Raw genomic sequence first — 22,244 nt, 5'->3', positions numbered from 1 at the left:
ACCTGGCTTGCCTGCTTCTACTGCCCCTACTTCTGGCGTAGCTTGGGCAGACAGATAGTCGGCGCCAGCGAGCCACTGAATACAGCTGTGATGCACAACAAACAGGTTTCCTTTGTGATCCAACCACCCGTATCGCTGCCGCAACAACTGCAACTGCGCGCGCGCCTGTATGCGCTGCTGCGCGCGTTTTTTGCCGAGCGTCAGGTGCTGGAGGTGGAGACGCCGATCTTGTCGGCGGCGGGTAATACCGATCCGAATATCGAAAGCTTCAGCACGCTGTTCAGTGGTCACGTGGATGCTGGCGCGCGCCAGCGCTGGCTGCGTACATCGCCGGAATATCCACTCAAGCGGCTGTTAGCCGCCGGTGTGGGCGATTGCTACGAATTGGGGCGCGTGTTTCGCAATGGTGAAGCGGGTGGGCGGCATAATCCCGAATTCAGCATGTTGGAGTGGTATCGCGTCGGCTGGGACCATCGCCGGTTGATGGAGGAAACCATTCGTCTGGTCGAGGCTGCGTTGGGCATGGTGGGGCGGCGTGCCGAGGTGGTCATCGAAAGCTATCGGCAGATGTTTCTGGACGAACTGGGCATCGACCCGTTGCATGCCAGCATCGACGCATTACGGGCGCCGTTGGCGGAGTATGCGATCGAGGCCAGTGATCTGGGCCGTGACGATTGGCTGGATTTGTTGATCACGCACAAGCTGCAACCGGCGTTTCCGCGCGACCGCATCACGGTGATTCACGACTATCCCGCCAGCCAATGTGCGCTGGCGCGAATCCGTGCGGGAGATCCGCCGCTGGCCGAACGCTTCGAGTTGTACCTGGGGCCTTACGAGTTGGCCAATGGCTATCACGAGCTCAACAATGCCGCCGAGCAGCGGCTGCGCTTTGAACGTGATAATGCGGTTCGGCGTGCGCGTGGCCTGGCTGAGATTCCATTGGATACGTCACTGCTTGAGGTGCTCGATGCCATGCCTGATTGCGCCGGGGTGGCGCTGGGCGTGGAGCGTTTGTTGATGTGCCTGGCCGGTACCGATGCGATTGCCGACGTGCTGGCGTTTCCCTTTTCAGCCGCCTGACTTAGCTGGGTGAATCGGTGGCAGGAGGACGATTAGGGGCGGGCCGTCCATGGCCCGTCCGTCAGCTCACTTACAGGGCGAAGCGAAGTGCCAGGGCGCGCCGTTCGACCAGGCCCATGGCGGGCTGATCTTGCAGGCGCAGGTCGCGTAGCTCGTAGGGCGGGGCCAGATGACGCGTGCTGTTGGCGTCGAAATGCAAGTGCAATTGACTATTGCCCGGCGCTAACCAAGCTGCCGATTGCGCATAGGCGCCGGGATGCATCTGGCCATCGGTGCCGCGGCCATACAGCACACCCGATACGGCGTAGCGGCTGGCATTTTTCGCATCCACAGCCAGCGCAATATCGATGCCGCCGTCGCTGGCTTTCTTTGGCTCGACGCCGCCGCTAAAGCGCACATCCGCAGCCGCTACGGCGAAGGTGCTGGTGACATCGCGACGTACATCCTGGCCGTTGGCATCGGTGCCGAGGGTAAAGCTTTGCACTTGCCACAAGCCCGGGCTGCTGGCTTCCTTGGTGGGCGTGGCGGTGGCGACGAAGCGACCGTCAGCCTGTTGCTGAAAGTGCAGCAGGGTGGTGTCGCCATTGGGCGCGCGCAGATAGCCGCCGGCAGTCTGCAGGTGGTTCAATGAGCTGCCATCTTGCAGGCTTAAGGTGACTTGCACGCTGTCGCCCAGCAATACTTCGGCGCGATTGGCATTTGCCGCTTTAAGGGTGGCGTGACCCGAGCCTAGTTCCGGGCGCAATTGCATCGCCAGCGACGCCTCGGCGACATCCATGCCGGCGGCTTTGAGTGCGCTGGCGTCGGCGATATGGCTGGCGGCGGCATTGCCGTCGACGTTTTGGTTGCCCAGTTGCAGATGCACGTCGGCGGGGCTGATCTTGCCACTGCCCTGGCCGGGGCTGAGGCGGATGATGGCGCCGGGTGCGCTCAACGGCAGTTCGACACCGCGTTGCAGGTCACCGCTGCTGACATCGGTCCAGTATTCGCGGCTGCGCTGGCTGATCGGCTGCGGCGTGGTGTCGAGCGGTGCGGCTGGATCGAGTGCCCAGCTGACCTGGATCGGCTGATGCTCTAGGTGAATCTGCGGCGCTGGGGCAAAGCGTGCGGTGCTGGCGTCGCTGGTGGCGCCGACGGTGGTCGCACGTGCGTGGATCAGGGTAGGGACCAAGTCATCCGATTGCGGCGGCAGCAGGCTTTCGCTGGCGGCCAGGGCAGACATCGACGCGGTGCCAGCAAGCAGTGCCAGGGTGAGAATACGTATGCGCATGGCGCTTACCCCTTCTTGATGTCGTTGCTGAGGATGGTCTGCAGTCCGAAGCAGGCGCGGCGGCTCTGGTTGTGATTCAACACAGCGCCATGGTCGGTGACCTGGGTGTCTTTGAACCACACGCTGCCGGCAGCCTGGGCGCTGGTGCAGTTGATGAAGCCGTCCGAGCAGCTATCGAGCCAGTTCTGGGTAATCGCCAGGCCCACGCTTTGGGCGTAGCCACCGCAATAGGCGTCGCTATTCCACACGGCGGCGGCGACATCGCTGCCGTAGGCATCGCGAAATGGTGTGGGCAGTGCCGGGCGGCCAGCGGTGCCGAGCAGGTTTTGCTGGTTGTAAGTGGCCATCCAGCCGGTTTGCTGCTGGCGCACGGCATCGTTCTGATAGCCGAGCAACCAGCCCAGCGCACTTTCAAATATATTGCCGTTGATGACGGCATCGGCCAGCGGCGTACCGGCGCTGGATGGTGCGATCGCGTCGACCCTGACGATACGGCTGATGATGTTGGGATAGCGGGCATCATAGGTAGGATTGGAAAGAATCCAGCGCATGACATTGCCGCCGTTGGAATGGGTAATGACAATCAGCTTGTCGATATTGCGCGCGCTGATGAAATCGGTCAGTTGCTGGGCGAGACAGCCGGCGGCGCGGTTGTCCCACATGTATTGGGTGAAATCGCAATTGACTACGAGCAGATTGTTGCTGTCGCTGAGACCGCTGCTTACGCCGGCAATCATGTCGGCTTGCCAGTAATTGGTCGCTGCGTCGGTTTGATTGCCGGTGCCATGCACCAGCGCAACCCCTGTTGCCGCTTGGGCCACGCCGGCGACCACACTTAATGCCAACATTAAAAGAAAACGTTGCATGCTGTAGTCCTCCATGTATGTGCATGGCCGGGTGCCCATGCACCTGCAGATAGCGCCGCCGATGGCGACACCGATGATGCCGACAGTCCGTGTATCCCCCTGGCGGACGCTGTGGCCGCCGGACACTAGCAAGCCGGTTGAGCAGGCGATGTGAATGCTCAAGCCAGGCATATCGATTCGTTGCATGCCATGCGGTTATGCTGCAACGCCTTGATGTGCAAAGCCTGAGACGTTCATGAGCGAACCGCTGCTGTGCGCCATTCATCACGTGGCACTGATTTGTTCGGATTATCCGCGCTCGAAAGCTTTCTACAGCGAAACGCTGGGCTTGCGGATTGTGCGAGAGGTTTACCGTGACACGCGCGCGTCATGGAAGTGTGATCTGGAGGTCAGCCCGGGGGTGCAACTGGAGCTGTTCTCGTTTCCGGATCCGCCACCGCGGCCGTCACGGCCGGAGGCGCAGGGGCTTCGGCATCTGGCCTTTGCCGTACCCAATGTCGAGGCGGTGGTGAAGATCTTGCAGCAACGCGGCGTGGCGTGCGAGCCGATACGCGTCGATGAATACACGGATCGACGCTTTACTTTTTTTGCCGACCCCGATGGTCTGCCGATCGAATTGTATGAAAGCTGACGATACGGCCCCTGTCGAGGGACAGGGGCCGTAGCTTCAAGCGTCAGTCGTTGCTGGCGAGCAGGTGGCGGTAAATCAGGCCGCCGACGATGCCGCCGATCAGCGGGATCAGCCAGAACAACCACAACTGTTCCAGCGCCCAGCTACCCTGGAAGATCGCCACACCGGTGCTGCGTGCCGGATTGACCGAGGTGTTGGTGATCGGGATGCTGATCAGGTGGATCAAGGTCAGTGCCAGGCCGATGGCCAGCGGGCCGAAGCCCGACGGCGCGCGTTTGTCGGTGGCGCCATGGATGACGATCAGGAAGAACGCGGTCAATACCAGTTCGGCGGCGATCGCTGCCTGCATCGAGTAGCCGCCGATGCCATTGACTGCGCTCGGCGAGTGCGCGCCATAGCCGTTGGAGGCGAAACCGGCACTGGCATCGAAGCCCGGTTTGCCGCTGGCGATTAGGTACAGCACGGCACCAGCCGCGATGCCGCCGATGACCTGGGCAATGATGTAAGGCAGTACGTCCTTGGCCGGAAAGCGGCCGCCCGCGCACAGACCCACCGTGACGGCTGGATTGAAGTGTCCTCCGGATATGTGGCCTACGGCGTAGGCCATGGTGACGACGGTAAGGCCGAAGGCGAGTGCAACGCCCGCAAAGCCGATGCCCAGGTCAGGATAGCCAGCAGCGATAACCGCACTGCCGCAACCACCGAAGACTAGCCAGAACGTGCCGAAGAATTCGGCCGTAAAACGCTTGCCCATGCTCATCAGAAGTCTCCTTTGGACGGATGAAATGGAATGCCGGAAAAAAATGTCGTACCCCCGGCGTATGGGCATCCAGTCCCAAGCGCGTCGCTAGGCTAACAAAACCATGGCACTTTGAAACGCCCTGTGGTGTGAGAGCTGCATTCACGGGTTTTCCCGCTGCGGCTATCCGGGCAGAGCTGTAGGTTCGATGGAATGTCTTGGTGTATGTTCTGGGGCCCATCCCGCTGATGCTCCAGGCTCCACGTATGACGCAAGCCGCAACGCTGACCACGTCACCTGCAGGTGCTGTCCGATCACTCTCGCGTCATGATGTCAAAACCCTGTCGTTGGCGGCCTTGGGCGGTGCGCTGGAGTTTTACGATTTCGTGGTGTTTGTGTTCTTCGCGATTCCGCTGAGTACGTTGTTCTTTCCGCACAGCACGGCGCCATGGCTGGCCCAGTTGCAGACCTATGGCATTTTTGCCGCCGGTTATCTGGCGCGCCCGCTGGGCGGCATCGTGATGGCGCATTTCGGCGATCGCCTGGGGCGCAAGCGGATGTTTACGCTTAGTGTGTTTCTGATGGCGTTGCCAACGCTGGCAATTGGCTTTTTGCCCGTCTACGAACAGGTCGGCCTGCTGGCGCCTTTGTTGTTGCTGATGATGCGCGTGGTGCAGGGCATTGCCATTGGCGGTGAAGTGCCCGGCGCCTGGGTGTTCGTGGCCGAGCATGCGCCTGCAGGCCGGGTCGGTTTTGCCTGTGCCAGCTTGACCAGTGGGCTGACCGTGGGCATTTTGATTGGCTCGTTGACGGCCTCATGGATCAATCACCATTTAGCGCCTGCCGATCTGCTGCGCTGGGGCTGGCGTGTGCCGTTTCTACTCGGTGGTGTCTTTGGTTTCGTGGCCGTGTGGCTACGCCGCTGGCTGAGTGAAACGCCGGTGTTTACCGCCATGCGCGAGCGCAAAGAGCTTAGCCGCGAGCTACCGCTGCGCACGGTATTGAATAACCACGGCAAAGGCGTGCTGTTGTCGATGTTGGTGACCTGGGTGCTGACGGCGGCCATCCTGGTGTTGATTCTGATGCTGCCGAACCTGGTGCAGAAACAGTTTCATATCGACGCGGACACGGCCTTTCTCGGCAACAGTTTCGCGGCTTTTTCTCTCTGCCTGGGTTGTCTTGCTTACGGCTGGCTGGTCGACCGCGCGGGCGAGCGGTGGGCGTTGCTAATGGGCTCGCTGGCCTTGATTGCCGGCACGTATGCGCTGTTTGGCGATCTCGCCCATGGTGGCGGCTACTTTTTGTGGCTGTACCCGGTGCTGGGTTTTCTGGTCGGCGTGGTGGGGGTGATCCCTACCGTGATGGTCACGGCATTCCCTGCACCGATCCGTTATTCCGGTTTGTCGTTTGCCTATAACGTGGCCTACGCCGTGTTCGGCGCCAGCACGGCGACCCTGATCGACTATATGGCCGAGCGAGTCGGCCGTATGGCTCCTGCGCACTATGTGGCACTGACGGCCTTGGTCAGTGCACTGGTTGCGGTTTATTTGTTGATCGAAGGACGTGATAGCCGTGCCGCGCCTTCAGAACTCTAGCTCTTGCGCGGCGCATAGGTAATCGACCAACGGCGACACTCGCTTAAAGGTGGCCACGATCCACGGCAGCAATTCGGTCGAGCAGGCGAGGGCCTCGTCAAAGCCTTCGCCCACGGCGAAATCCTTGCGCTTGATGTCTTCGATCAGCTCATGCCCGTTTCCATGCGGCGGGGTTATCGGCAAGAAAGGCCCGGATGCGCTTGAGCGCGTCGGATTCGGGATGCCACATGCCGCCACCGGCAAAGCAATCGCCGGGCTGAATATGCACGTAGAACGACGGCGCAGGAATTTCATGGCGCCGTTCGTGAAAGAAACGTGAGCCTTGCCAGGGTTTGTAAGGCTGCTTGTCGTTGGAGAAGCGGGTGTCGCGATAAATGCGAAAAAGCGAGCCGCCGTTTTTACGTGGATCGGCACGATAGTGCGGGCTGATCTTTTCCAGCGGCGCTTTGATGTCGGTAATCAGTGCCAGAAAAGGCTCGCGCACATGACGCTCGTAATCGTCCTTGTGCTCTTGAAACCATTCGCGGCTGTTGTTGCGATCGAGCGCGCGTAGAAAGCGGAAAGTCGCTGGAGTGAAGTAGCTGTTCGGCATAGTGGCGAGATGTCAGGCGGTAAGAGGAGCGACCTCGGCAGCGAGTTGCTCGCCCCAGGCCTGTAGTTGATCAAGCAGGGCAAGCTTAGCTTGCCCTGCGGGGTCGGCGCGCAACTCGGCGATGCGGGCGAAATACTGCTCCAGGGTCAGCCCGGTCAAGGCGCCGGGTTTGCACAGGCGGTCGCGGCGGAAGGCCTCCCAGCGAAGACGCTCGTCGGCATTGAGGGTTTCAGGCCAATTGCGCGCGCGATAGCGAAACAGTAATTCGGGATAACGCGGATCGCGAAAGGGAAAGCTGCGTTGACCCAGTTGGGCCGCAGGGGTGGCGCGAACCTCGGCCAGCAGGCGCTTGTCGGCATCGGGCAGGAAGGCGCCGTACAAGGCCAGTTCGGGATCCTCTGCCGGAGGGAACTCGGTGGCACGCTGAAAGACCCGCCGCAGCTTTTCGGCCAGGCCCTCGGTGGCAGCGAGTACATCGCGATGCGCCATGCAGCGATCCAGGTCGATCTGCAAGCGTGCCATATCGACGCCCTTCAGCACGGATAGCGGTGCCAAGGCCGGTGCGCGGTTGGTCCGCACCGTGCGCAACGGGATACGTTCGACCCCTTCGGGCAAGTCGACGCGGGCGGTGAATACGCGGTCGGCGATTTCATCTTCGTCAAGCGCCAGTAGCTCGCTCGGATCGGTGGCCAGGTCGTAGACGATGATTTCGCCGGGCCGGTTCGGATGCGGCGCCAGTGGCGCGATCACCGCCAGGCAATGACGGTTGGCGGGATAGCGTGAGGACACGTGCACCAGTGGCGTCATGCCGACCACGTCCAGCAGCTCGAAGACTTTTTGCTTGCGGCGCAGGCTGAAGTACCAATCCCATAGGCGCGGCTGGCGCACCCGAATAAGCCGGGCTAGATCGATCAGCGCATGCACGTCGGAGAGCGCGTCATGGGCACGCTCTTGCTGCAGATGGTTGGCGCTGGCCAGATGCTCCAGTTTGAAGCTGGGCGAGCCATCCTCGCGGGTCGGCCAGACGATGCCTTCGGGGCGCAGGGCCTGGCACATGCGGACCAGGTCGATCAGATCCCAGCGCGAATTGCCGTTCTCCCATTCGCGGCCGTAAGGCTCGTAGAAATTGCGGTAAAGCATTTGACGGGTTACTTCGTCGTCAAAGCGCAGGGAGTTATAGCCGACGCCGCAGGTGCCCGGCATGGCCAATTGCTCGTGAATCAGCGCGGCAAACTCGGCCTCGATAACGCCTTCACGTTCGGCCTGTTGCGGGGTGATGCCGGTAATCATGCAGGCATCGGGGTGCGGTGGCATGTCATGCGGCGGTTTGCCGAAGAACATCACCGGCTCACCGATAATCTCCAGTTCCATGCTGGTGCGGATACCGGCGAACTGGATCGGTCGGTCGCGGCGCGAGTCGGCGCCAAAGGTTTCGTAGTCGTGCCAGAAGAAAGTCTGCATGACCGAATCATCGCATGACCGCGTCTGGGCCTGGTGGTGTGCGGCCGGGGCTTGAATCGCCCGCTTCAACGGGGCTTGCATGCCAGCGATATCGGTTTAGGTCACGAAAAGCTACATAGAGAACAGGCTATGGGGCACCAACTGCTAGACTTGCACGTCAGGAGGGCGCATGAGCCAATCGCACGACGACAATTTGATCTGGATTGACCTGGAAATGACCGGCCTCGATACCGATGCCGATTCGATTCTGGAGATCGCCACGATCGTTACCGATAAAGACTTGCTGATATTGGCCGAAGGGCCGGTATTTGCCATACGCCATCCGCTTGAACGGTTAGAGGGGATGGATTCCTGGAACCGCAATCAACATCGTAAATCCGGCTTGTGGGATCAGGTGCTGACGTCGGTGGATGACCACGCCAAGGCCGAGCAGGCCACGGTGGATTTTCTCAGGCGCTGGGTGCCGGCCGGAAAATCGCCGATGTGCGGTAATTCGATTTGTCAGGACCGCCGGTTTTTGCATCGGCAAATGCCGCGTCTCGAGCGTTACTTCCATTACCGCAACCTGGATGTGTCGACGCTTAAAGAGCTGGCCCGGCGTTGGTCGCCAGTGATTGGCAAGGGCTTTAATAAGGATTCCGCGCATACCGCGCTGTCGGATATTCGCGACTCGGTGGAAGAGCTGCGTTATTACCGCGAGCATATGGGTGAGCTAGGCGGTTTATGAGCCGCTTTGGGGCCGCGCTGCTGGGCCTGTTGTGGCTGCTGCCAGCGCTGGCGTCATGCGCGGAACCTGTTCAGTGGCACGATGGCGACTTGATCTTCCAGACCTCGTCGTCGGCGCAGAGCGCCGCGGTGCAGGCGGCTACCGGCTCGCGCTGGAGCCATATGGGCGTGATCGTTTATCGCCATGGCAAGCCCGATGTGCTGGAGGCTGAGGCACAGGTCCGCTTTACCCCGTTGGCCTCATGGATAGCTCGCGGCGAGGGCGGTCACTATGCGGTGCGCCGATTGCGCGATCACGCGCCGATCGACACCGATGCGGCGCATGCCAGGCTGCGCGAGACGGCGGGCGCTATGCTTGGGCGGCCTTACGACACCAGGTTTGAATGGTCCGACCGGCGGCTGTATTGCTCGGAGCTGGCCTGGAAACTTTATCAGCGCAGCTACGGCATCATCTTGGCGCCGCTGTCGCATTTGCGCGATTTCAAGCTGGACAGCACCGTGGTGCGGGCTAAGCTGCAGCAGCGCTATCACGGCAAGCCGCCCTTGGATGAGCCGGTGATTGCCCCGGATGCGATCTTTCGTTCAACCTTGCTGAGTACGGTGGTTGAGCAGTAATTCTTGTCTAGAGATGAGGCATGCCTATGGATTTGTTCGCTCCCGTGCTTGATTGCGCTGGCCGCCAGCTGGTGCTGGACCGTCCTCGTGTGGTTGGCATTCTCAATGTCACGCCCGATTCGTTTTCCGATGGCGGCCATCATGCGAGCGTGGACGCCGCCGTGGCGTATGCGTTGCGCATGGTGGAGGAGGGGGCCGATATGCTCGATGTCGGTGGCGAGTCGACCCGCCCTGGTGCCGACGAGGTGCCGCTTGAGGAAGAGCTGCGCCGCGTGGTGCCGGTGATCGAGCAACTGGTGGCACGCACCAGCTTGCCCATCGCCATCGATACCTCAAAGCCTGAGGTCATGCGCGCTGCTGTCGCGGCGGGCGCCGGCATGATTAACGATGTTTACGCCTTGCGCCGTGATGGCGCCATGGATGCCGCGGCGGCACTCGGCGTTCCGGTTTGCCTGATGCATATGCAAGGTGTGCCGGGCAGCATGCAAAGCGATCCGCAGTACGACGATGTCGTCGGCGAGGTGCATCGCTTTCTGACCGATCGTTTGTTCGCCTGCGAGCTGTCTGGCATCGATAAACGCAAAGTGATGGTTGACCCCGGCTTTGGTTTCGGCAAAAACCTCGAACACAGTCTGGCCTTGCTACGTGCCCTGGAGCGTTTCGGCAATTTGGGCAGTGGCGTTTATGCCGGGCTTTCCCGCAAGGGGATGATTGGCCAGATGACTGGCCGCAGCGAACCCACGGCTCGCCTGGCCGGTTCTATGGCGGGCGCGCTGATTGCCGTGCAGCGCGGGGCGCGCATGGTCCGCGTTCACGATGTTGCCGCCACGGTGGATGCGCTTGCCGTGTGGCATGCCGTGCAGGCGGGCGATACGCCGGTGCGGCGCGATGAGCGCCCGGCCGCACCGCGTTGGCCCGACGACGAATAAACCATGCCCAGCAGGTCGCTGACCCGAGCTGGGGTCTGGCGCTATGCTCGCGGCGCTAAGCTCTTCTCGCCAGGATTCTTTGATGACACAACGCAAATATTTCGGCACCGATGGCATTCGCGGCCTGGTCGGACAGTGGCCGATCAGTGCTGATTTCATGTTACGCCTGGGCCGTGCCGTCGGTGCCGTGCTTGGGCAGCAAGCCAGCGTCAAGGGGCGCCCGCTGGTATTGATTGGCAAGGACACGCGTGTGTCCGGCTATATGTTTGAATCGGCGCTGGAGGCTGGGCTGGTCGCCGCCGGGGTCGATGTGGGCTTGCTGGGGCCGATGCCTACACCCGCCGTGGCCTTGTTGACGCGCTCGCTGCGCGCGCAGGCCGGCATTGTCATCAGTGCTTCGCATAATCCTCATCACGACAACGGCATCAAGTTTTTCTCGGCCCACGGCGAGAAGCTTTCCGATGCGATCGAGCAGGCCATTGAGCAAGAGCTCGATGCGGACTTTGTCACCGTCTCGTCAGAACAGCTGGGCAAGGCGACCCGTATCAGTGACGCCGCCACCCGTTATGTCGAATTCTGCAAGTCGACGGTGGCCGAGGATTTCAGCCTGCACGGGGTCAAGCTGGTGCTGGACTGTGCCCATGGCGCGACCTATCAAGTTGCCCCTCAGGTGTTTACCGAACTGGGCGCCGAGGTGTCGGTCATCGGCAATCGGCCTGACGGTTTCAATATCAATCGCGAGGTGGGTTCGACGCATCCTCAGGCTCTACAAAAAGCCGTGCTGGAGCAGCAGGCCGATCTGGGCATTGCCTTCGATGGCGACGGTGACCGCGTATTGCTGGTCGACCGCCATGGCGTGCTGGCCGACGGCGACGACATTCTTTATGTACTGGCGCATAGCTGGCATGCGCAGGGGCTGTTGAAGGGGCCGGTGGTCGGTACCTTGATGAGCAATTACGGTTTGCAACTGGCGCTGGATGAGCTGCAGGTGTCGCTGATTCGCGCCAACGTGGGTGACCGCTATGTGCTGCAGCAATTGCGTCAGCACGGCGGTGTGCTGGGTGGGGAAACCTCGGGGCATATCCTGTGCCTGGACCGCGCTACCACTGGCGACGGCATTGTTTCCGCGCTGGCGGTGTTGGAGGCCTTGCTGCTGGCCGGGCAGGATCTCGCCACCGCAAGGCAGGGGCTGCATAAATTGCCGCAGATCATGCTTAACGTGCGTGCCGAAGGCGCGCGCGAGGCACTCGGCAGCGAGCCGGTGCATGCGGCGCTGGCCGAGGTCGAGCGCGAGCTGCATGGCCGTGGCCGGGTGGTGCTGCGTGCGTCGGGTACCGAGCCGCTGGTGAGGGTCACGGTGGAAGCCGCCGACGCGGCCGAAGTACGGCAGTTGGCAGAGAGGCTGGCTGGCGTCGTAAAATCCGTCGCCGAACGCTCGTGAACCTGCTGTAACGCGAACTCTCGCTCAGGTCGCCAAGGATTGGCCCGACGTGCTCCACCCCTGCGGTGGTGGACTTTCATTGACCGCACGCCTACCTATGGACACGTTATGAAGAAGGTTCCTACTCTCGATATTCGTCGTTACGACAGCGACCGCGCCGCCTTTGTGGCCGAGCTGGGTGCGGCGTACCGTGAATACGGTTTTTGCGGCATCAGCGGTCACGGTATTCCACGTGAGCTGATCGATGGCGCTTATGATGTCTTTCAGCGCTTTTTTGCCCTGCCGACCGAAACCAAGATGAAGTACCACCTCGCTGGCAGCGGTGGTGCGCGTGGCTATACGCCGTTCAAGGTCGAGACCGCGAAAGACAGCAAGTACGCCGACCTGAAAGAGTTTTGGCATGTGGGTCGGGAAATTCCCCGTGATTCGACATTCGCCGATGTCATGCCGCCGAATTTATGGCCGACCGAGATCGCTGATTTCAAGTCGTATGGCTATGGATTGTTCGATGCGCTGGATCAACTAGGCTCCCGTGTACTGCGTGCCCTGGCGTTGCACATCGACTTGCCCGAGCACTATTTCGAGGACAAGACCGACCTGGGTAACTCGATCTTGCGGCCGATCCACTATCCACCGATCACCGAAGACAATATTCCCAATGTGCGGGCGGGCGCGCACGAGGACATCAACTTCATCACCTTGCTGGTCGGTGCCAGCGCCGAAGGTTTGGAAGTGCTGACCCGCGACGGCGAGTGGCTGCCAATCACCACCGAAGGCGACGCCATCGTGGTGAACATCGGCGACATGCTGCAACGCCTGACCAACCATGTGTATCCGTCCACGACGCATCGGGTGGTGAATCCGCAAAACGACAATGCGCGTAAGCCGCGTTATTCGGTGCCGTACTTCCTGCATCCTAATCCCGATGTGATGCTGGCGCCGCTGTCGCAATGCATCACGGCGGAAAACCCCAGCCGCTATGACACCACGATCAGTTCGCATGAGTACCTCATGCAGCGTTTGCGCGAAATCAAATTGATCTGAGTGCTGAGGCATGACTTCCGGTCGGTGCCCGCCGGCCGGAAGTCCGATAGCGTTGACGCTTTCGTCGCGGAGTGAGGCTGATGCGTGTCGCGCTAACCTTGTTGCTGGGTGTCATGACGACGTGCAACGGCCTGGCCATGGCCGCCGATTTGGCGCCATCGCCGATGCGTTCGCTGGATTATTTTGTCGGTGACTGGGCCTGCGCCGGGGTGTTTCCCGCCAGCGGCAAAAGCATTGCTGCGCAGATGCGTTATCAGCATGATTTGCAGGGTGCGGCATTGCTTAAACATCATGACGACACCTCGCCACCAGCCCTTTATCACGCGGTTGAGGCGTGGGGCTATGACAGCAAGGCGCAGCGCTTCAACGCCACGGTGCTGGATAACTTTGGCGGCGCACGGCGCTTTTATTCCAGCGGCTGGGTTAATAATCAGTGGGTCTGGACAGCGGAGGCGGAGCTGCAGCCGGCGCAGCGTTTTGTCTATGTCCGACTCGATCAGCAGCGTTATCGGGTGGACTGGCAAGTGGCCCGCAACGGTGCCGATTTTGTAGTGGGCGATACGCTGACATGTAAACGGCAATGATTCGGCTTTGCGCTCGCAGCATGGCGGGCGCCACGCATTACAGTGGCGGCTGAATCATGGAGCATAGCGATGCCTGTCACGCCGCATACCGAAAAGCATTTCACGGCTTCTGACACCGTACGGGATCTGGTGATCGGCATGGCCGATGGCCTGACCGTGCCGTTTGCGCTGGCGGCGGGCTTGTCCGGAGCGGTGGCGGCCAGCCATGTCGTGGTGGTGGCCGGGGTGGCCGAAATCGCCGCGGGTGCGATAGCCATGGGCCTGGGTGGTTATCTCGCCGCCAGGGGCGATGCCGACCACTATGCAGCGGAGCGCCATCGCGAGCTGTACGAAGTAAGCGAGCTGGCCGGTGAGGAGGAGCGTGAGGTGGTGCAGATCTTTGCCCGCTATGGCCTGGATCGCGCCGCCTGCGCGCCGATACTGGCTCATTTTCACAACGACCATGAGGCCTGGGTCGATTTCATGATGCGCTATGAACTTGGGCTGGACCCGCCTCAGCCCGGCCGTGCCTCGCGCAGTGCGCTGACCATTGGCGGCGCTTATGTGCTGGGCGGTTTGGTGCCGCTGGCGCCGTATATGTTGATTGACGATTTGCCCTCGGCGCTGCGCGTCTCGGTCGTGTGTACCTTGCTCGCGCTTGGCTTGTTTGGCGCAGCGAAAAGCCACTTCACTGGTATCGGCATTCTCCGTGGCGCCGCGCAAACCATGCTGGTCGGCGGCTTGGCTTCGGCGGCGGCTTTTGTGCTGGCGCGCTGGATCGGCGGTTAGTGCATGTCGCCCAGGTCGCGATAGCGGCGGGATTCCCGCGCCGACAAGCCGAGTGCGAGGCGGTCGGGCATGAGTTTGACGATGGTCTTGATCAGCCGGTTGACCTTGCCGGTGACGTATACCGCTTCGCCACGATCCACCGCATCGATGCCTTGGCGCACCACTTCCTCGGCGCTCAGCCACATAAAACCCGGCATTTTGTTCATCATCTCGCGGGTGCCGGTGACATCGTGAAACTCCGAGCGGGTGAAGCCGGGGCACAGCGCGCATACGTTGACGCCGAGCTGGCGGTTCTCCAGCGCCAATGATTGCGAGAACTTCACCAGGTACGCCTTCGAGGCGCTGTACAAGGTATGCCCGACGGAGCCGGGTACGTGGGCGGCCAGTGACGCGACATTGATGATGCGTCCGTAACCTTGTTTACGCATGGCGGGCAACAGGCGCCAGGCCAGTTCGGTAGGCGCGGTCATCAGTACCTGGATGAAATCGGCATGCTTGCTCCAGTCGCTGGCCTCAAAGGTGCCGGGCACGCCGTAACCGGCATTGTTGATAAGCCAGTCCACCCGCAGGTTGCGCTGCGCCAGGGCCTCGCATAGTTGCTGCGGCGCGGACGCTTCGGCCAGATCGTTTGGCAGCACGGTAACCGTGGCGTGGTATTGGCGGCGCAGTGCGTCAGCCAGCGCTTCCAGTCGATCGACTCGCCGCGCCGTCAGCACCAAATCATGGTCTTTGGCGGCCAGCGCCCGCGCAAAGGCCGCACCGATGCCTGCCGATGCCCCGGTAATCAGGCTGAGCGGACGAGCAGGAGGGGTCATGGGAGGCTCTGAGTGGTGGTCATGGGCCCCGATCTTTACAGGCTGCCGCGCTCAGCGCTAGCACACCAACATTGCCGCTATGGGCTTGCCTGGTTAAGCTGACGCGCTTTGATGCAATAGGTGTTTGGCATGCGTAAGAAGCTCGTCGCCGGTAACTGGAAAATGCACGGTAGCCAATCCATGGCTGCGGCGCTGGTCGGCGATATCGTGGCCAAGCTGCCTACGGCGGTCGATGTGGTGGTCTGTCCGCCATTGCCGTATGCCGCTGCCTTGGCAGCGCAACACGGGGGATCCGGGCTTGGCTTCGGTGCGCAAGACCTTAGCGAGCACGACGGGCAGGGCGCCTATACCGGTGAGGTTTCCGCCGCGATGCTGGCTGATGTGGGCATGCACTGGGTTTTGGTCGGCCACTCGGAGCGCCGCCAGTATCACGGCGAGAGCGACGCCTTGGTCGCGCGCAAATTCGCCGCCGCCCGGGCTGGGGGGCTTACGCCCATTCTCTGCGTAGGCGAGACGCTGGCCGAGCGCGACGCCGGCGAGACCGAAGCGGTTATTGCGCGGCAACTCCGGGCCGTACTCGATGCCCATGGTGTTGCCAGCTTTGATACCGCGGTGATCGCCTACGAACCGGTATGGGCCATCGGCACCGGGCGAACGGCGACCCCTGAGCAGGCACAGCAGGTGCATGCCTTTATCCGTAGCCAACTCGAAAAAGAAGATGCTATGATTGCCCGTCTGACCCGGCTGCTTTACGGCGGCAGCGTCAAACCGGCGAACGCTGCAGAATTGTTCGCGCAGCCGGACGTAGACGGGGGCTTGATCGGAGGCGCCTCACTGGTATCCGACGATTTCCTCGGCATCTGCGCAGCGGCGCAATAAGCGCAACAGACCCTTAGAGAACCCATGTTCGTCATCTTCAGCGTCTTTTACATCTTGATCGCGGCATCGATGATCGTGCTGATCTTGATGCAGCGTGGTGCAGGTGCCGATGCAGGTTCCGGCTTCGGCGGCGGTGCATCCGCCACCGTGTTCGGTGCCCGCGGCTCGTCCACTTTCATGACCCGTGCCACGGGCGTGCTCGCCGCACTGTTTTTCCTGCTCAGCCTCGGTATGGGTATGTACCTCAGCCGGCATGGTGCGCCGGATGCCGGCAGCGACCTGGGTGTGATGTCCGGTCTTGCCAATCCGCCCGCGGCGACTCAAAATGCGCCGCCTGCAGCCACCGGTAAGGCGCCTGCTCCGGTCAATCCGGAAGTGCCGCAAGCCACGACGACCCCGGCAGCGACCACACCGGCAGCAACACAAAGTGAAGTACCGGCCGCTCAAACACCAGCACCGGCACCCGCCAAGAAAAATTGATCAAGCAAGCCGATCTCAAACAAGCCGATTTTAAGCAAGCTGATCAAAAAAGTATTTAGTAAGACACCTGCCCAGGTGGCGGAATTGGTAGACGCACTACCTTGAGGTGGTAGCGACGTAAGTCGTGGGGGTTCGAGTCCCCCCTTGGGCACCAATCGAAGTTTCAGGAAGTCTCAGCGAGTTCCATGAAACACATTAAACCCCGCACTTGGCGGGTTTTTTTGTGTCTGACGTTCTCAGGGTGTCTCGGCAGATCTCAGAATGCTGTGTATGCTCTTGTGTATGAATATGGATTTCATGCACATGATGGTCCCCGTTGATGCCCAAGCATGCAAAGCCCCTTATCCGAGCTATTTGGGGGCACGCGTTAAAAGCTGAAGGCTACTGCGAAAAAGGTCAATGCTAAGAAAGGTTCTCTAAGGTAAGTTGCGGTTTTTTTATGGCGTTACTGGCGGTGACTGGGGCTGTTTCGCATAAGTTCTAGGTTTTAAGTAATACTCGCTGTTGCCGAGCTTTTGGCGAGATAATTTGAGATGATTCGCTTCATTCAATGGAATTGACCTATGCATAGGGGGCATGGGATATGGCAGAAAGCCAAAACATCGCAACAATGGCAGAGAGGCTCTCCAAGGAGTTATTTGCCGAGTTTCTCTGGACTCGAGTTGGTCCGGCCAACGTAAATTGGCCGTGTCCCGACAACTCTGTTCACCAGATGGCGACTCACCCCAGTGATGTCGTTTTTTACTACGACGAGCCGTACTTTCAGACACGCACTTACGTGACCTGTGATCTGAAGAGTTATGCCAAAGGCACCATCGGTGCTGCGACGATTCGCAATTCGATCGAGCGCTTATCGGCGGCGCACGCGTGCGCTGACAAGAGTGACGACTTCCGCAGCAAGTTTGTACATAACCACACATCTTTCGAGATCTGTAGCCTGCTATTCGTATACAACCACGATGGTGCATACGATAGCGATTTTTCGAAGATCATTGATGATGTCAATTTGGACAAGTTGGAAGTTCCGAAAGACTCGAAGTTGGTCGTCTTAGGTCCGAAGGATATCCACTGGCTAAACAATGTCAGACTCGACATACAGACCCTTCGCGGTCAGGGTTCGCTCCCTAGTCGAGATAAGTGCCGCTTCTTCTATCCGCATCTAGTTCGTAGAAAGAATGTACAGCCAGAGAAGGCTAGGGCGGCAACCTTGGAGATGCTGACGGCGCCGTGGATCATCTTCACTTATGAGCATCCCGACGACGAGTCTAGAAGGGGCTACCTTGTCTACTATCGTCGCCCTGGGGAGACCGTCGAAGAGTTTCTTTATCTCATAGATTACTTGTTGCATTACCAGGCGGTCTTCAAGAATACGGATGTTCGGGTTCGTATGCTCTCGCCACACGTGAACGCTCCTGCGCACTTCGCAAAAGCGATCGATGAGTACATCGAATCGTGCGGTGGGGGGGAGGAAGTCCGCATACTTCTGAAGTCAGTGGCGTGCACCACGATGACCAACATCGCAACCGTCTTTTCAGAAATCGAAATCGGGATGGACGTACGATGACTACAAGACCTCCCCTGTATTGTGCATCGGACAAGGAAGTCTTCGATGTCTTAATGGCGTCGAAGCAACGAGTGAGCGAGCAAGTTCTTCACAGCCTTTCTAGGGATCGGGGTATCTTTTATGGTCAAGGGGCTTCCCGTGACTGGCTAGCGGATCGAATTTCTTTGCTCCCCCATGATGCATTGGATCTCGATAGCATCATGGATCGCCGCTCGCCAAAGCCGCGTGCGGAGAAGCTTACTTGCGTCACCCTGTCGGCAGCTCTGTCTGTCGAGGAAATCAAAAATGCGGTAAAGCAGTATGCGGAGAGCGATACGAAGGACGAAACTGTCCGATCTTCACAGAGTGGTACAGATCGACTGGTCATGGATGTCGACTACACCGAGATTGACTACGGTAAAACGCGACTCATTCAGCGTCGCAGCAAGACGGCGGCTATTGAATTTATTGTTGATGGCGACACAACGGTCATTCGTTTTCCGGCTAACGACAAGGCTAGATCAATCACCAATGCGATAAAAGACCGAATTGAAGCAAACAAAAAGCAGACCATTCAAGCCGATGAGATCACCTTGGATGGTCTCAATACTGCGGAGATGAGGACACAATTTTTCATCGAGTTGATTACGAAGCTTAAGGGCTACAAGCTCGAAAATGTCACTTCCATTCGTGTCGATTCTGTTTTACCTGAGCTACTAGACGCAGGTAAAGCCGATGAAGACGCCGCTGAAGATGGCGCGCTCAATCTTGAAGATGACCAGTCGGTAGAACTTGCCAAAGAGAAGATGCTTCATCTGGTCAGGAATATTGCTATGAAAGGCAATTCCCTGCTTTCGTCCTCTGAGTATCAAGACTTACGCGACAAGGGTTTCTACTTGTCTGCGGTGATTTGGCGTTCCAAGATGGACGGTGCACAGACCATTGTTGAGTTTGAGGCAGCCTTTGAAGATCCGGAGGCGGGGAGGGGATTCAAATACGCTGCTCGCGGCGCGTTCTATGCTGGTAAACAGGGATTGACTAAAACTTTGCGACCCATCCCTGAGTCACAGAAGCAAGAGTTGCTGACTTTGATTGAGGGGGCTGCCCAAGCGGCGCTTCAGAAGCTCAGGCCGGTGGCTTCCGTGATAACAAATGGCAGTGACCCCCAATGAAACGTATCCGTTGGCACGAGGCGAAGTGGAAGGCCTCGCTTCGCTCGGTGGCGAACGCTTTGCGCCAAAATGCGTTTGGCCCAAGTTCGGATGACGGATTTTTGGTGCAGCGAGTTCGAGAGGACTACATCGAAGCTACACATATTGAGCGGATCGTGTTGCAGGAGACGGAGTTCGATCCGTTTGATAACGAAAGTACGTTTGTGCGCACCTCCTATCGAAAGACAAATTTTCGCCTAAGTCCTTCATTTCCACAGCTTGAGATACGCGATCCCCCTCGATCGCTCAGTTTGTTTTTTACTCGCCTCTCTGAGGCGATGTCTTTTGACTTGTCAATCAAGCCCCTAGTCGTAGACCTTTCAAGTTGGCTTGCAAGACTGGAAGAGGTCGTAGTCGAGCCTTTGGTAATCGATGCTCTTCATGCAGGAAACCTGCAAGTCGAGCGTGGTGTCAATGCTAGCGTGCTGCTACGTGGTGATCACGACGTTCGCTCGGCGATGGCAAAGCTCACTAAGCAGAAGCCCTGCGTAATTGACCGCATGCAGCTGCGATTGCCAGTTGCGAGCGGAGGAGCGGTTTCCGCATTGATCCATCGCTCCGGGGGCGTCACGTTTGGTGTAGGCGTGGCGGAAGATGCTCTGAAGTTACTCAGAGTCAGCTTTGCCAAAGCACTTGACTGAGGCTGACTGTCTAACGATTCAAAAGTATACCTTTAGATAGCTATGCAAAGGCTCTATCAAATCTTGTACGAGCAATACCAGCGCATCAGGACGCTTCGACAGGAAGATCAGTTCTCCGTGCGGCAATTGGCAAAGCGATTCAATGTGGGTCCAGCAACGATCTATCGAGCATTTTCGGGGACAGAGTGACTGATCTTTGGGAGGGGCTATGGCTGTCGATTGGAGTGAAGACGAACTTGCCGCATCGGTTCAGGCGTATAGGAAAATGCAACAGTGTGAGGCCGAATCTCGGCCTTATTCCAAACGAGAAATCTATCGTGACCTTGCGCAACGTTTTGGTCGGACGGAGAAGGCGTTTGAGTACAGAATGCAGAATATTTCTGCCATATTGGCGGAAAGCAATGAGCAGTGGCTCGCTGGCTTAAAGCCAGCGAACAACGTCGGTGCCAATGTCAAAGGTCGACTCACCGACCTACTCGCCGAGCAAGTAAGATCAAATCGAAGCTTGTCAAACCGGCTGCTTGCACATGCGTATAAGTTGCCAGCCATTCGAGACTGGCTTATCGAGATTGCCCGACACAGAGGGAAAGTGGCCTATAGCGAGGTGATGGCTGCTTTTGGAATTGATCGAGGTAGCATCGGTCGCGTCCTGGGAAAACTCGGTAACGAAGCCAAGGAACTGCAGGAACCCATTATCACGGCACTCGTAGTGAAGAAGGCAACGGGCTGCTGTTCGAGCGGTCTCGCGGAAGAGTTTGGTATTGATGACGATGAAGCAGAGCGTCAGCGTTTGTACGCATACTGGGCAAGCAAGACTGATGAAGCTCGGCCCCCAGTGCCATCCGCCGACTTGCTGACACGAGCGGCTAGGTTCGCTAGCGTAGAAATCAGACCTGCTCAGGCCGCGTTTCGCCGTTTGGTCCATTTGGAATGCGGAGGCCGATGTGTGATCAGTGGCTGCGATGTTGATGTAACCCTAGACGCGGCGCACAAAAAGGGACGCAGCTGGCGTGATGGACACAATCGCGCAGAAGACGGTTACCTTCTTCGGAAAGACCTCCACGCGCTGTATGACCGAGGCATTTTACATATATCGGACGAAGGCGTAGTCGAGCTGGATGAACCTATCGCCAATCACGAACACTATCGACAATTCGCTGGTGCAAGACTGGTCTAAGTGGTTAAGCCTGTCGTTTCAATGCAGGAAGGCAAGTACTTTTATCGAGCTTCTGTAGTGCCTTAGTTTTTCCAAGTCATCCTGAAATGGATGTTGGTGATGAAGTGGCCCAGTGTCAGCTTTAAGTACTTCGGAAACCGTGGCGACCTTAGTGGCACTGTAAATACATCGCCTTCTTTGCAATGGATTTTTTATTTGGTCGCAAGAACAGGCCCAGGCTTTGAGGTATTCCCACGGAATGCTCAGTGGCGAATCGTTGGGCGCTCGCTCGCGCTCGACCCGGCCTACGACGTTTTTACTCGGGTATCGGTAGCGACCCAGTTAACCTCCCACGTTTTGCCGCCATCATCTGAAAACGCCTGCTCGAAGTGGCACGAGTCCGCGGTGATATCCGAAATAACGAATCGAACAAGAATGGTTCGGTCGTTAAAGGTTTCCTGGTCGATAAACTCACCGCGTCCGTTCTTGAACTCGCCGATCGTCGGTGAGCCCAGGCTGCCACCTTTGCTGCTGGCAACGTTGAGGCTCCATTGGTGGGCTTGCGGGTTGTACAGGCGCAGGGATAGGAGTTCGAGGTGGCCGTTTGGGCCGTCGGCTTCGAGTTCCACCAGATTGGCGCGGCCGTCCCATATCTTGCGCACAACGGTAGTGCCTTCGTAGGCGGCCCAGGTATGCGAGCCGCTCAGGGGGTGAGTGAGCCGTTTAAGCTGCGTTTTCCAGCTGCCAAGGTGAAAGTCGAAATCGTGTTGCCCATCGCTGTGCTCGGGTGCGGTGGCTTGAATCTGCGTGGGCTGGGCAGGGCGCGTCTGTGCGAATAGGTGGCTGGCGAAGAGGGACAAACTCACGGCGCACCATGCACCCAGGAGACTGATGCTCTTGTAAGTCGTCATAACGTCACTCTCTGCGCGACAAGCTCCGGTGCAGGGCAAGCTAGGGTATGCGTGGGGCCTGCACAAGAACCATTTTGGCATCGCGTGGCAAGCCACTTTAGAAGAGAGCGATTCGCCAGCGCGCTTTCCAGTAGCCATTGAATGAGTCGTCTGCGGCGTGGCTTGCCGCTATCGGTGGGTTACCCACAGTCGGCAGCTGCAGGCCGCGCTTGGGTTGCCAGGTAGTCTGAGAGATGGCGAGCCGATCGAGCCCGCATTAGCAAAACC

The 22,244-nt window shown here is 59.1% G+C and carries 23 protein-coding genes, 1 tRNA gene and 1 pseudogene; 18 read left to right on the top strand and 7 right to left on the bottom strand.

The window, feature by feature from the left end; genetic code table 11:
* Positions 1-114 precede the first annotated feature (114 nt).
* Positions 115-1,080, top strand: a complete 966-nt coding sequence (gene epmA, locus OUZ52_RS06600; RefSeq protein WP_425493806.1) for an EF-P lysine aminoacylase EpmA — start codon at positions 115-117, stop codon at positions 1,078-1,080.
* 70 nt (positions 1,081-1,150) lie between these two features.
* Here epmA and OUZ52_RS06595 read toward each other — a convergent pair whose 3' ends face one another.
* Complete coding sequence (locus tag OUZ52_RS06595; RefSeq protein ID WP_266157587.1) at positions 1,151-2,350, bottom strand: DUF4785 domain-containing protein; 1,200 nt, start codon at positions 2,348-2,350, stop codon at positions 1,151-1,153.
* Between the two features lie 5 nt (positions 2,351-2,355).
* Positions 2,356-3,216, bottom strand: a complete 861-nt coding sequence (locus OUZ52_RS06590) for a hypothetical protein (protein ID WP_266157586.1) — start codon at positions 3,214-3,216, stop codon at positions 2,356-2,358.
* 235 nt (positions 3,217-3,451) lie between these two features.
* On the opposite strand from OUZ52_RS06590, the gene gloA2 reads away from it, so the two are divergent.
* Entirely contained in the window at positions 3,452-3,847 is a 396-nt protein-coding gene (gene gloA2, locus OUZ52_RS06585; RefSeq protein ID WP_266157585.1) for an SMU1112c/YaeR family gloxylase I-like metalloprotein, read from the top strand.
* A gap of 43 nt (positions 3,848-3,890) precedes the next feature.
* Here gloA2 and aqpZ read toward each other — a convergent pair whose 3' ends face one another.
* Positions 3,891-4,607 carry an aquaporin Z gene (gene aqpZ / locus OUZ52_RS06580; RefSeq protein ID WP_266157584.1) on the bottom strand — a complete coding sequence of 239 codons (717 nt, stop codon included), beginning with the start codon at positions 4,605-4,607 and terminating at the stop codon, positions 3,891-3,893.
* A 245-nt stretch (positions 4,608-4,852) separates the two neighbouring features.
* Between aqpZ and OUZ52_RS06575 the strand changes: the two genes are divergently transcribed.
* A complete protein-coding gene (locus OUZ52_RS06575; protein WP_266157583.1) occupies positions 4,853-6,181 on the top strand; it encodes an MFS transporter in 1,329 nt (442 codons plus the stop codon).
* Here OUZ52_RS06575 and OUZ52_RS06570 read toward each other — a convergent pair.
* Both OUZ52_RS06570 and sbcB read right to left on the bottom strand, forming a co-directional pair.
* Positions 6,170-6,773, bottom strand: a pseudogene (locus OUZ52_RS06570) (DUF2461 domain-containing protein). The gene OUZ52_RS06575 and the pseudogene OUZ52_RS06570 overlap by 12 nt on opposite strands.
* Before the next feature lie 12 nt (positions 6,774-6,785).
* On the bottom strand, positions 6,786-8,234 hold the full coding sequence (sbcB, locus tag OUZ52_RS06565) for an exodeoxyribonuclease I (RefSeq protein ID WP_266157582.1): 1,449 nt from the start codon (positions 8,232-8,234) through the stop codon (positions 6,786-6,788).
* Between the two features lie 169 nt (positions 8,235-8,403).
* On the opposite strand from sbcB, the gene orn reads away from it, so the two are divergent.
* The 7 genes from orn to OUZ52_RS06530 all read left to right on the top strand — a co-directional run bounded on the left by orn (position 8,404) and on the right by OUZ52_RS06530 (position 14,341).
* Complete coding sequence (gene orn / locus OUZ52_RS06560; RefSeq protein WP_266157581.1) at positions 8,404-8,961, top strand: oligoribonuclease; 558 nt, start codon at positions 8,404-8,406, stop codon at positions 8,959-8,961.
* Positions 8,958-9,575 carry a YiiX family permuted papain-like enzyme gene (locus OUZ52_RS06555; protein ID WP_266157580.1) on the top strand — a complete coding sequence of 206 codons (618 nt, stop codon included), beginning with the start codon at positions 8,958-8,960 and terminating at the stop codon, positions 9,573-9,575. The genes orn and OUZ52_RS06555 overlap by 4 nt, the downstream gene beginning before the upstream one ends.
* Before the next feature lie 20 nt (positions 9,576-9,595).
* On the top strand, positions 9,596-10,504 hold the full coding sequence (folP, locus tag OUZ52_RS06550; protein ID WP_266157579.1) for a dihydropteroate synthase: 909 nt from the start codon (positions 9,596-9,598) through the stop codon (positions 10,502-10,504).
* 82 nt (positions 10,505-10,586) lie between these two features.
* A complete protein-coding gene (glmM, locus tag OUZ52_RS06545) occupies positions 10,587-11,945 on the top strand; it encodes a phosphoglucosamine mutase (RefSeq protein WP_266157578.1) in 1,359 nt (452 codons plus the stop codon).
* A 108-nt stretch (positions 11,946-12,053) separates the two neighbouring features.
* Positions 12,054-12,989: an isopenicillin N synthase family dioxygenase gene (locus OUZ52_RS06540; RefSeq protein ID WP_266157577.1), complete on the top strand. Its 936-nt coding sequence runs from the start codon at positions 12,054-12,056 to the stop codon at positions 12,987-12,989.
* 80 nt (positions 12,990-13,069) lie between these two features.
* Complete coding sequence (locus tag OUZ52_RS06535; RefSeq protein WP_266157576.1) at positions 13,070-13,573, top strand: hypothetical protein; 504 nt, start codon at positions 13,070-13,072, stop codon at positions 13,571-13,573.
* A gap of 69 nt (positions 13,574-13,642) precedes the next feature.
* On the top strand, positions 13,643-14,341 hold the full coding sequence (locus tag OUZ52_RS06530) for a VIT1/CCC1 transporter family protein (protein ID WP_266157575.1): 699 nt from the start codon (positions 13,643-13,645) through the stop codon (positions 14,339-14,341).
* Here OUZ52_RS06530 and OUZ52_RS06525 read toward each other — a convergent pair.
* A complete protein-coding gene (locus OUZ52_RS06525; protein ID WP_266157574.1) occupies positions 14,338-15,156 on the bottom strand; it encodes an SDR family NAD(P)-dependent oxidoreductase in 819 nt (272 codons plus the stop codon). The two genes, OUZ52_RS06530 and OUZ52_RS06525, sit on opposite strands and share 4 nt — an antisense overlap.
* Before the next feature lie 129 nt (positions 15,157-15,285).
* Here OUZ52_RS06525 and tpiA point away from each other — a divergent pair, with 129 nt between their 5' ends.
* The 8 genes from tpiA (at position 15,286) to OUZ52_RS06490 (ending at position 21,087) form a co-directional block, all read left to right on the top strand.
* Positions 15,286-16,035 (top strand): triose-phosphate isomerase, encoded by a 750-nt coding sequence (tpiA, locus tag OUZ52_RS06520; RefSeq protein ID WP_266157573.1) that lies wholly within the window; start codon positions 15,286-15,288, stop codon positions 16,033-16,035.
* A 24-nt stretch (positions 16,036-16,059) separates the two neighbouring features.
* Positions 16,060-16,515, top strand: coding sequence for a preprotein translocase subunit SecG (gene secG / locus OUZ52_RS06515; RefSeq protein ID WP_266157572.1), 456 nt, complete (start codon positions 16,060-16,062; stop codon positions 16,513-16,515).
* A gap of 69 nt (positions 16,516-16,584) precedes the next feature.
* Positions 16,585-16,669 (top strand) — tRNA-Leu (locus OUZ52_RS06510).
* Between the two features lie 429 nt (positions 16,670-17,098).
* A complete protein-coding gene (locus OUZ52_RS06505) occupies positions 17,099-18,079 on the top strand; it encodes a PD-(D/E)XK nuclease domain-containing protein (protein ID WP_266157571.1) in 981 nt (326 codons plus the stop codon).
* Positions 18,076-19,230, top strand: coding sequence for a hypothetical protein (locus tag OUZ52_RS06500; RefSeq protein ID WP_266157570.1), 1,155 nt, complete (start codon positions 18,076-18,078; stop codon positions 19,228-19,230). The genes OUZ52_RS06505 and OUZ52_RS06500 overlap by 4 nt, the downstream gene beginning before the upstream one ends.
* Positions 19,227-19,910, top strand: a complete 684-nt coding sequence (locus tag OUZ52_RS06495; RefSeq protein ID WP_266157569.1) for a hypothetical protein — start codon at positions 19,227-19,229, stop codon at positions 19,908-19,910. The genes OUZ52_RS06500 and OUZ52_RS06495 overlap by 4 nt, the downstream gene beginning before the upstream one ends.
* Before the next feature lie 42 nt (positions 19,911-19,952).
* The gene (locus tag OUZ52_RS22980) at positions 19,953-20,099 is read left to right on the top strand and encodes a helix-turn-helix domain-containing protein (protein WP_425493805.1); all 147 of its coding nucleotides are present in this window, start codon (positions 19,953-19,955) and stop codon (positions 20,097-20,099) included.
* 19 nt (positions 20,100-20,118) lie between these two features.
* Positions 20,119-21,087 (top strand): HNH endonuclease, encoded by a 969-nt coding sequence (locus OUZ52_RS06490; protein ID WP_266157568.1) that lies wholly within the window; start codon positions 20,119-20,121, stop codon positions 21,085-21,087.
* Positions 21,088-21,371: 284 nt separating this feature from the next.
* Here OUZ52_RS06490 and OUZ52_RS06485 read toward each other — a convergent pair whose 3' ends face one another.
* A complete protein-coding gene (locus tag OUZ52_RS06485; protein WP_266157567.1) occupies positions 21,372-21,932 on the bottom strand; it encodes a hypothetical protein in 561 nt (186 codons plus the stop codon).
* Positions 21,933-22,244 lie beyond the last annotated feature (312 nt).

Source organism: Dyella silvatica, assembly GCF_026283955.1.
In the GTDB taxonomy this organism is placed as follows: domain Bacteria; phylum Pseudomonadota; class Gammaproteobacteria; order Xanthomonadales; family Rhodanobacteraceae; genus Dyella_C; species Dyella_C silvatica.
Note: the sequence above shows the minus strand (reverse complement) of the source record. Positions and strands in the feature narration are given on the sequence as shown.